Here is a 9319-nt window from a genome sequence, read left to right as displayed (position 1 = left end):
ATAAAATTAATTACTAATTTAAAAATCAAATAACTTAGAAAAATAAGATCGCATGACTAGAAAAATATTTAAATATTTTTCCGCTTGCTTTATTTGTGCATAAGTGTTCCGTGCAGAGGGCCTTTCCGGCCGAAAACCGGCCTTGGCGGCAGCCCGCAATGCCAGCCGCCAGGTCAGGAATGGCGGCACCGCAGGCGCTCCACCAGCTGCGGCAAATTTAGCTGGCTGCGCAAGCCGCTGGCTTGCGCCCTTTGCAGCAATTGCGGCCGGAATGCATGCCTGCATTCGTTGCCGTCATCAGCGTCGCCTTCACCGTCGCTTGCGCCATTGACGGCAAACACAATCCGGTTGCCGCCCCCTTCAGCGCGGCACCAGCACACCCGCGGCCCGAACTCCGCGTGCAGGTATGCGATGCAGGACGGCAGCCGGGGGTCGCGGTCGATGATGTTGGCAACCAGCACGCCGCGCGGATTGAGTGCGCGTCGGCAGAGCGCATAAAATTGCGCCGAGCACAGCTCCGGCGGCAAGCCGTCGGGGCCGAAGCCGTCCAGCAGCAGCGCATCGACATCCTGGCGCGCACTTTCCATGAAGTCGGCGGCATCGGCATGAATGATCCGGAAGCGCGCATCGTCGGGCGGGATCAGGAATTGATCGCGCAGCGCAATCACGTCGGCATCCAGTTCCAGCACCGTGATGCGGGTATCGGGCAGATGACGGTAGCAGAACTTGGCCATTGAGCCGCCGCCCAGCCCGACCATCAGCAGATGCGCGGGCGCCGGTTGAAACAGCAAAAAACCCATCATCGCGCGAGTGTAGCTGAACACCAGTTCGTCCGGCGCCGACAACCGCATTTCGCTCTGGATCGCGACCCCGTTAAAATGCAGGGATAGCAGATCGCCCCGGCGCTGGACGAATGGTTTACCGCAGGCGTCTTCCAGCAAATCCAGAAAATCGTCGAAATCGGTCTTGCATGGCTTGGGCATCGGGCATCCTGTTGGTACTGGGTTCGCAATGGTGCGCCGAAGCGGCCTCGCAAAGCAAGAAAAAAGGCGACGAGACAACATGCAGCGCTGGTTTATCAGTAAAGTAGCGATTCATTACAATACCTGTTTGCAACACACACTTCACTTGGAAAATTCATACGTTTATGGAATACGAAGTCGTCAATACCCAAATCTCGCCGGAAGGTCGCCTGGAAGTGCTGTCCAAAGCGGAAGTCAGCAAACTGCTCGACACCAGTCATGGCGGTTTGTATACGCTGTTTCGCAACTGCTCGCTGGCGGTACTCAACTGCGGCAGCGACGTCGATGACGGCAAGGAACTGCTGGAGCGCTACAAATCCTTCGACCTCAGCATCATCCAACGCGAACGCGGCATCAAGCTCAACGTCATGAACGCGCCGGGCGTGGCCTTTGTCGACGGAAAAATGATCAAGGGCATCCACGACCACCTGTTTGCGGTGCTGCGCGACGTCATTTATGTCAACGACGAAATCCACGACAACCCGCAATTCGACCTCAGCACTTCGGACGGCATTACCGATGCGGTGTTTCATGTCTTGCGCAACGCCAACGTGCTGCACCCGATGATCAATCCGCAACTGGTGGTGTGCTGGGGCGGCCACTCGATCAGCCACGAAGAATACGATTACACCAAAAAAGTCGGCTATCAACTGGGCTTGCGCCATCTCGACATCTGCACCGGCTGCGGCCCCGGCGCGATGAAGGGACCGATGAAGGGGGCCACCATCGGCCACTCCAAACAGCGCATCCACGGCGGGCGCTACATTGGCATTTCCGAACCCGGTATCATTGCCGCCGAAGCGCCGAACCCGATCGTCAACGACCTGGTCATCATGCCGGACATCGAAAAACGGCTGGAAGCCTTCGTGCGCGCCGGCCACGGGATCGTAGTGTTTCCCGGCGGCGCCGGCACTGCGGAAGAAATCCTGTACATCCTGGGCATCCTGCTGCATCCGGACAATGCGGCGATTCCATTCCCGCTCATCTTTACCGGCCCGGAAAAATCGGCCGATTATTTCCGCCAGATCGACCAGTTCATCGGCGACACCCTGGGCAGCGCCGCGCAACAACGCTACAAGATCATGGTCGACGACCCGGTCGGGGTGGCGCAGGAAATGCTGGCCGGCATCAAGCAGGTGCGCGAATTCCGCAAGGAAAAAGGCGATGCCTATTATTTCAACTGGCTGCTGAAAATCGACGCCGAATTCCAGCACCCGTTCACGCCAACCCACGACGCGATGCGCGGCCTGGCGCTGCACAAGAACCAGCCCAGCCACCTGCTGGCGGCCAACCTGCGGCGCGCATTTTCCGGCATCGTGGCCGGCAACGTCAAGGATGAAGGCATCCGCACCATCGAACGGCACGGCCGCTTCGAAATCCGCGGCGACGCCGCCATCATGGCATCGATGGATGCGCTGTTGGCATCGTTCGTCGAGCAGCATCGTATGAAATTGCCAGGAAAGAAATACATCCCCTGCTACAAGATCATCCAGTAACCTCTGGTCCGACAGCGCTGGCGCACTCCTGTTTTCTGCCATTTTCTGCAACAGTACGGAAAATGGCAGAAATAAACCGGGTCGCACCTGGAGATTGAACCCGGCCCGCACCAGTCATCGGCTTATCTGCGGAATTCGGGGTTCAGGAGATTCGGCGGCTGCGCACTGCTCAGGGCAGCGATCAGGTTTTCTGCTGCGCAATATGCCATCGCGCGTCGAGTCGATTCCGACGCGCTGGCGATATGCGGTGTCAGAACGACATTCGGCAAGGTTAGAAAATCCGGGTTAAAGCGCGGTTCATTCTCGAACACGTCCAGCCCTGCGGCGGCAATGCGCCGCTCGCGCAAAGCGGCGATCAGCGCCACATCATCGACAATGCCGCCGCGCGCGATATTGACCAGCGTCGCGCCGGGCTTCATCAGCGCCAGCTCTGCCGCACCGATCGCATGGTGGGTTTGCGGCGAATACGGCAGCACCAGTATCAGGTGATCGGCGCTGCGCAGCAATTCCTCCTTGCTTACCAAAGTGGCGCTATTCGCCTGCGCTTCCTGCCCGGCCGGCAAACGGGAGCGGTTGTGATACAACACCCGCATGTCGAATCCGAGCGAGCGCCGGGCGATCGCCTGCCCGATCCGCCCCATGCCGAGAATGCCGAGCGTGGCGCCATGCACATCGGCCCCGAGGAAGGTGTCGAAGCGCCATTGCTGCCATTGCCCGGCGCGCAGCCAGTGTTCCGATTCGGTCACGCGGCGCGCCGCCGCCAGCATCAGGGCCCAGGCGAAATCGGCGGTGGTTTGATTCAGCACCTCCGGCGTGTTGGTGACCATGATGCCGGCGCGGGTGGCGGCTTCGAGATCGATGTTATTGAAGCCGACCGCCATATTGCAAATCGCCTTGAGTTGGCGGTTGGCGGCCATGACTGCAGCCGAAATGCGTTCGCTCGGCGTGGTGAATACGCCAATCTTGCCGCGCAGTTTGGCGATCAGCTCGCTTTCGGTATAAATCCGGTCGCCCTGATTCGATTCAATCTCGAAATGCTGCACCAGCAAATCAATAATTTCAGGAAACACCGCACGGGTGACAAGAATTTTCGGTTTCATCACTGCCTCAACGGAAAAAAATCAGCGTAGTCAGAGCAAACAGCGGCAGCAGGACCCCGGCCGACCACGCCATGTAGCCGAAGAACGACGGCATTCTGACGCCGCGATCCTCGGCGATCGCCTTCACCATCATGTTCGGCGCGTTGCCGATATAACTGCCGGCGCCCATGAACACTGCGCCGCAGGAAATCGCGGCCAGGGTCGATCCCCATGTCGTCATCAAGTGACGGACATCGCCGCCGGCGATATTGAAGAACACCAGGTAGGTCGGCGCATTGTCCAGGAAGGCCGACAGCAGCCCGGTGGCCCAGAAGTACATCGCATTGATCGGCTGTCCGTGGCCATCGGTAACGGCATGCACCACGGCCGCAAAGACCCCAGCCTCGCCGGCTCGCAGCATCGCGATGACCGGAATGATGGTAATAAAAATACCGGCAAACAACTTGGCCACCTCCTGCATCGGCCCCCAGCTGAAATCATTGCCCTCGCGCGCCGACTTCGGCGTAATAGCGAGCGAAGCCAGGGTAATCGCCACCAAGAGCAGGTCGCGTATCGCGTTTTGCAAATCGAAATGCGCCCCGAGCACCGAAAACGACACGCCCGGCTTCCACAAGCCGCTCATCAGCACCGCGCCGATGGTTGCTGCCAGCAGCAGAAAATTGGCCTTGCCTTCCAGCCGGATAGCGGAATCCGGCGTGGGGTCTTGCGGCAGCTTTTCATTGCCGAGCTTGTAATAACGCCGATCCAACAGGTAAAAAATTGCCAGCAATGCGCTGCAGACAAACAAGGTTTCGGAAAATATGTTCTGCATGGTCCAGAAAAAATCGATGCCTTTCAGGAATCCGAGGAATAACGGCGGGTCGCCCAGGGGCGTGAGCGAGCCGCCCATGTTCGACACCAGAAAAATGAAAAACACCACGATATGCGCCACATGCTTGCGATTATCGTTGGCGCGAATCAGCGGGCGGATCATCAGCATCGAGGCGCCGGTGGTTCCCATGACGCTGGCCAGCAGCGTTCCCAGCAGCAGCAATCCGGTATTGAGCAAGGGCGTGCCATGCAGATTGCCGCGCACGCAAATGCCGCCGGCCACCACGAACAGCGCAGTCAGCAAAATAATGAACGGAATATATTCATCGGTCAGCGCATGCATCATCCCGGCTGCTGCCGTCGCCGGGCTGAGAAACACGATCCACGGCAGCAGGAAAGCCAGCGACCAGCCGCAGGCAACCTTGCCGAAATGGTGATGCCAGAACTGCGGCGCCAGCAATGGCACGCATGCAATCGACAGCAGCATGCCGGCAAACGGAACGCCCCACCAAACCGATAACTGGCTGCCGTCGATGGCGGATGCATGCGCCAAGCCCGGCAGCAGCGCCAACAGGCACAGCAGCGCACAGGCATTATTTTTGATACGCAATCGAAGTCTCCCTGATGATGTATTGCCCCGTCATTATCGCGTCAAACGACAAAAGCCCGTTGCCCGCCGCCAATTTGTGGCGCGGCGGAAAACGGGCAGCACGAAGAAAACTCCGGCAATAGGGTTATTTTTGCAATTGCGAAGCAGGCAATCAGGCGTCCAGCACCACGATCACATGCACCCGGTACGGGCCGTGCGCTCCCAACACGATGGTCTGCTCGATGTCGCCGGTGCGCGACGGGCCGGAAATGAAATTGGCCGCACGCGGCAACTCGCCGCGTTCGGCGCGCGCCAGCGCAAAGGCGTCTTCCATATACGCGACGATGCGCGAAGCCGGCAGGATCGCGATATGCGTTTCCGGCAGCAAACTGGCCGAAGCATAGGTGTCGGGACCGGACAGCAGCAACAGCGAACCGGTCTCTGCGACCGCGCAAAAAGCACCGGTGATGCCGACCAGATCGGCATTGAGCGGCGGGCGATACGCCAGTGCCAGCCCGCTCGACTTCCAGTCCAGCGCGTCCAGCGTTTTCCAGGCAATCGCCTGCTTCGCAATGCCGAGATCGTCCAGATAAGCGGCAACCGCCGCCGGCACTTCAGCCATGCTCGCAACCTCGGCCACCGTATCCGACATGCGCTGTGCCTGCTGCGTGAAATGCCTGACCAGATCGGCTCCAACCTGCGGCTGCGGTCCGCTCGGATGATATTGCAGATAATCCTGCACCGCGTCGCGCTCGCCCTGACTGACCTGGCTTGATCGTTGCTGTGCCTTGCGAATGCGGCTAAAAATGGCCTGGCGCGCTGCCGAAGTATCCATAATGCGTTCACCTGCTGTATAGGAATTGGCAGTGTAGCCGAATCATCCGGCCAATACCGCCGGTCATGACATGATTTTATTTCAAACCGCAAAAGCAAATAATTCACGCATTCCCGACAATGCACAGCCGGGCGACCGGCATCGAAACGGCAACCCTCGCCGCCGATTCAGCACTATTGGCGCATCGCCGCCTTGCCAAGCCCCCCTGGAATTTGCTTATAGGTATTTTGTCTAAAAGAGAAATTTGTTAGAACCGCCTGATTAACTTAAAATACAGGGCTTCATCGCAGCTTGGTCGTTATTCATTAGAGTAGCGTCCTACCAGGAGCTCGACAGGACGCCCAGGCGTTCGACTGATTTTAGCTAAATACAGATAGGACTGTTATGACCCACGTTGTCACCGAATCCTGCATCCAGTGCCGCTACACGGACTGCGTGGATGTGTGCCCGGTAGATTGCTTCCGCGAAGGCCCGAACTTTCTCACCATTGATCCCGATGAATGCATCGACTGCGCGGTGTGCGTTGCCGAATGCCCGGTCAATGCGATTTTTGCAGAAGAAGACGTTCCGGCCGACCAGCAGCAATTCATCAAGATCAATGCCGAGCTGTCGCCTAAATGGCCCGCCATCACCAAGACCAAAAACCCGCTGGATATCGCCGAAGAGTGGAAAGACGTCAAGGATAAGCTGCAGCACCTCAAGCGCTAAACGCGTTTACTCTAGGGCGCATGTGCAGGTGCGCCAGTATTTCGCCAGACTTGGCTGCCCGACTGGTTCCGGCGGCAGAATGGTGTTTTTGGACAATTGAAATGAAACAGGAATCAGACAGTCGTATGGAAACCAGCGCCCTTGCCTCGACCTCCGCCCCACACCCAACCGCAGCCGGCAAGGCGCCGATCGAAACCGATGCGGTCATCGTCGGCGCCGGCCCGGTTGGATTGTTCCAGGTGTTCGAACTGGGCTTGCTTGAAATTAAGGCTCATGTGATCGATTCGCTGCCGGTGGTTGGCGGCCAATGCGTCGAGCTCTATCCGGACAAACCGATCTACGACATCCCCGCTGTACCGGTATGCACCGGCCAGGAACTGACCGACAACCTGCTCAAGCAAATCGAACCGTTCGAGCCAACCTTCCACCTGAATCAGGAAGTTACCGTGGTCGAAAGACGCGAAGACGGTCGCTTCAACCTGGAAACCTCGGCCGGCACCCGCTTTCTCACCAAGACCATCTTCATTGCCGCCGGCGTCGGCTCGTTCCAGCCGCGCACCCTGAAAGTGGACGGCATCGAACAATTCGAGGGTAAACAACTGTTCTACCGCGTCAAGGACCCGGCACGCTTCGAAGGCAGGAATATCGTGATCTGCGGCGGCGGCGACTCTGCGCTCGACTGGGCGCTGAACCTGGTCGGCAAGGCCGAATCGGTGGTGCTGATCCATCGCCGCGAAGACTTCCGCGCCGCGCCGGCCTCGGTTGCGAAAATGAAGCAGCTCTGCGACGAGTACGAAATGCAGTTCCTGGTCGGCCAGGTCACCGGACTGGAAACCAAGGACGACATGCTGTCCGAGATCAAGGTCACCGGCGCCGACGGCGTCACCCGCCGCATGCCGCTGGACGATTTGCTGGTATTTTTCGGCCTGTCGCCAAAACTCGGCCCGATTGCCGAATGGGGTCTGGATATCGAGCGCAAGCAGCTGAAGGTGGTCGATACCGAAAAATTCGAAACCAACGTGCCAGGGATTTTTGCGGTCGGCGACATCAACACCTACCCGGGCAAGAAGAAGCTGATCCTGTCCGGCTTTCACGAAGCCGCACTGGCCGCGTTCGGCGCTGCACCGTATATCTTCCCCGAGAAGAAGATCCACATGCAGTACACCACCACCTCGCCGAAGCTGCACAAAATCCTCGGCGTCGAAAGCCCGACCTTCGACTGATTCCCGCGACTTATTCCCGTATTCAGGCCGAACTCAATGGCCCTGTAGCGCAAAACTGGTCTGCGCTACAGGGCCATTTTTCTTGAAACTGCTGTTTTGCAGCAGCCGATAGCAAATGCAGCAGTATAAATATACTGCGATATGTATTTTTCAATACTGCAATAAAATACTGCGAAAAATGCAGTTAAATTTTATATACTCCGAATAAATACAATTTCACAAAGGCCCTGCGAACACACATCCGGGGCCCCTTCGTCCGCGTCCCGACCTACCAGCTGGATTCGCGCTCCGGCGTCGCGCTGATCTTGTGGATGGCGAGGTCGGCGCCGTCGAACTCCTGCTCCGGGTCGAGCCGGATGCCGACGACTTTCCTCAACACGCCGTAAATCAGCAAGCCGCCGGCAAAGGCGATGCCGATTCCCATCAGGGTCCCGAGCAGTTGCGACAGGAACGAGACACCGCCGCGCCCGCCCAGCGCTTGCAATCCGAAAATACCCGCTGCCAGGCCACCCCATGCGCCGCACAAGCCATGCAGCGGCCATACGCCAAGCACATCATCGATCTTCCATTTGTTTTGGGTCAGCGTAAACATCCAGACGAAAATCCAGCCGGCGATACCGCCGGTCACCAGCGCCCCCAGCGGATGCATCAGGTCCGAACCGGCGCAGACCGCAACCAGACCGGCCAGCGGGCCGTTGTACGCAAACCCCGGATCGTTTTTGCCCAGCACCAAGGTCGCCAGGGTGCCGCCGACCATCGCCATCAGGGAGTTGATTGCCACCAGCCCGTTCATCTGGTCCAGGGTTTGCGCGCTCATCACGTTGAACCCGAACCAGCCGACGGTCAGAATCCAGGCTCCCAGCGCCAGAAACGGGATGCTGGACGGCGGATGGGCCGAGATTGCCCCATCCTTGGTGTAGCGCCCCCGCCGCGCGCCAAGCAGCAGGACCGCCGGCAGCGCCACCCAGCCGCCGACCGCATGCACCACGACCGAACCGGCGAAATCATGGAACTCATGGGAAAACATCAGTTTCAGCCATGCCTGAATGCCGAAGCGATGGTTCCAGGCGATGCCCTCGAAAAACGGATAGACAAAGCCGACCAGCAAGGCAGTCGCCACCAGCTGCGGATTGAATTTGGCACGCTCCGCAATACCGCCCGAAATGATCGCGGGGATGGCTGCGGCAAAGGTCAGCAAAAAGAAAAACTTGACCAGCTCGAAGCCGTTTTTGGCCGAAAGCACTTCCGCGCTGCTGAAAAAATTGATGCCATAAGCAACGCTGTAACCGACGAAAAAATAAGCAATGGTTGAAATCGCGAAATCGACTAATATTTTAACTAACGCGTTAACCTGATTTTTCTTGCGGACGGTTCCCAATTCGAGAAAGGCAAAACCCGCATGCATCGCCAGAATCATGATGGCGCCGAGCAAGATAAATAATGCGTTGGCGCCATATGCATGAGCATCCATATAAAAAACTCCCAATAAAAGTGCATTAAAAATTATTTGCTCACTTATTAAGCAAAAAACATTCC

The 9319-nt window shown here is 58.0% G+C and carries 8 protein-coding genes; 3 read left to right on the top strand and 5 right to left on the bottom strand.

The annotated features are described in order from the left end of the window. Positions 1-173: 173 nt before the first annotated feature. Complete coding sequence (locus HMCN_RS18010; RefSeq protein WP_025918344.1) at positions 174-983, bottom strand: fused MFS/spermidine synthase; 810 nt, start codon at positions 981-983, stop codon at positions 174-176. A gap of 164 nt (positions 984-1147) precedes the next feature. On the opposite strand from HMCN_RS18010, the gene ppnN reads away from it, so the two are divergent. Continuing rightward, positions 1148-2518, top strand: a complete 1371-nt coding sequence (gene ppnN, locus HMCN_RS0116100; protein WP_025918343.1) for a nucleotide 5'-monophosphate nucleosidase PpnN — start codon at positions 1148-1150, stop codon at positions 2516-2518. Between the two features lie 122 nt (positions 2519-2640). Here ppnN and HMCN_RS0116095 read toward each other — a convergent pair whose 3' ends face one another. From HMCN_RS0116095 to HMCN_RS0116085, 3 genes are all read right to left on the bottom strand, one after another. Then, entirely contained in the window at positions 2641-3618 is a 978-nt protein-coding gene (locus HMCN_RS0116095; RefSeq protein WP_025918342.1) for a D-glycerate dehydrogenase, read from the bottom strand. A gap of 7 nt (positions 3619-3625) precedes the next feature. Continuing rightward, a complete protein-coding gene (locus tag HMCN_RS0116090) occupies positions 3626-5038 on the bottom strand; it encodes a sodium:proton antiporter (RefSeq protein WP_025918341.1) in 1413 nt (470 codons plus the stop codon). 151 nt (positions 5039-5189) lie between these two features. Then, the gene (locus tag HMCN_RS0116085; RefSeq protein WP_025918340.1) at positions 5190-5852 is read right to left on the bottom strand and encodes a lactate utilization protein C; all 663 of its coding nucleotides are present in this window, start codon (positions 5850-5852) and stop codon (positions 5190-5192) included. A gap of 384 nt (positions 5853-6236) precedes the next feature. On the opposite strand from HMCN_RS0116085, the gene fdxA reads away from it, so the two are divergent. Then, positions 6237-6560 carry a ferredoxin FdxA gene (fdxA, locus tag HMCN_RS0116080; RefSeq protein WP_025918339.1) on the top strand — a complete coding sequence of 108 codons (324 nt, stop codon included), beginning with the start codon at positions 6237-6239 and terminating at the stop codon, positions 6558-6560. A gap of 125 nt (positions 6561-6685) precedes the next feature. Continuing rightward, positions 6686-7783, top strand: coding sequence for an NAD(P)/FAD-dependent oxidoreductase (locus HMCN_RS0116075; protein WP_025918338.1), 1098 nt, complete (start codon positions 6686-6688; stop codon positions 7781-7783). A 268-nt stretch (positions 7784-8051) separates the two neighbouring features. Here HMCN_RS0116075 and HMCN_RS0116070 read toward each other — a convergent pair whose 3' ends face one another. Further along, positions 8052-9254: an ammonium transporter gene (locus tag HMCN_RS0116070; protein ID WP_025918337.1), complete on the bottom strand. Its 1203-nt coding sequence runs from the start codon at positions 9252-9254 to the stop codon at positions 8052-8054. Between the last annotated feature and the right edge of the window lie 65 nt (positions 9255-9319).

This window comes from Herminiimonas sp. CN, from assembly GCF_000622895.1.
In the GTDB taxonomy this organism is placed as follows: Bacteria; Pseudomonadota; Gammaproteobacteria; order Burkholderiales; family Burkholderiaceae_D; genus AVCC01.
Note: the sequence above shows the minus strand (reverse complement) of the source record. Positions and strands in the feature narration are given on the sequence as shown.

Bases quoted from the DNA above. Each gene is read 5' to 3' on its own strand.
- HMCN_RS18010 (WP_025918344.1), bottom strand. From the start codon at position 983: ATGCCCAAGCCATGCAAGACCGATTTCGACGATTTTCTGGATTTGCTG.
- ppnN (WP_025918343.1), top strand. From the start codon at position 1,148: ATGGAATACGAAGTCGTCAATACCCAAATCTCGCCGGAAGGTCGCCTG.
- HMCN_RS0116095 (WP_025918342.1), bottom strand. From the start codon at position 3,618: ATGAAACCGAAAATTCTTGTCACCCGTGCGGTGTTTCCTGAAATTATT.
- HMCN_RS0116085 (WP_025918340.1), bottom strand. From the start codon at position 5,852: ATGGATACTTCGGCAGCGCGCCAGGCCATTTTTAGCCGCATTCGCAAG.
- fdxA (WP_025918339.1), top strand. From the start codon at position 6,237: ATGACCCACGTTGTCACCGAATCCTGCATCCAGTGCCGCTACACGGAC.
- HMCN_RS0116075 (WP_025918338.1), top strand. From the start codon at position 6,686: ATGGAAACCAGCGCCCTTGCCTCGACCTCCGCCCCACACCCAACCGCA.
- HMCN_RS0116070 (WP_025918337.1), bottom strand. From the start codon at position 9,254: ATGGATGCTCATGCATATGGCGCCAACGCATTATTTATCTTGCTCGGC.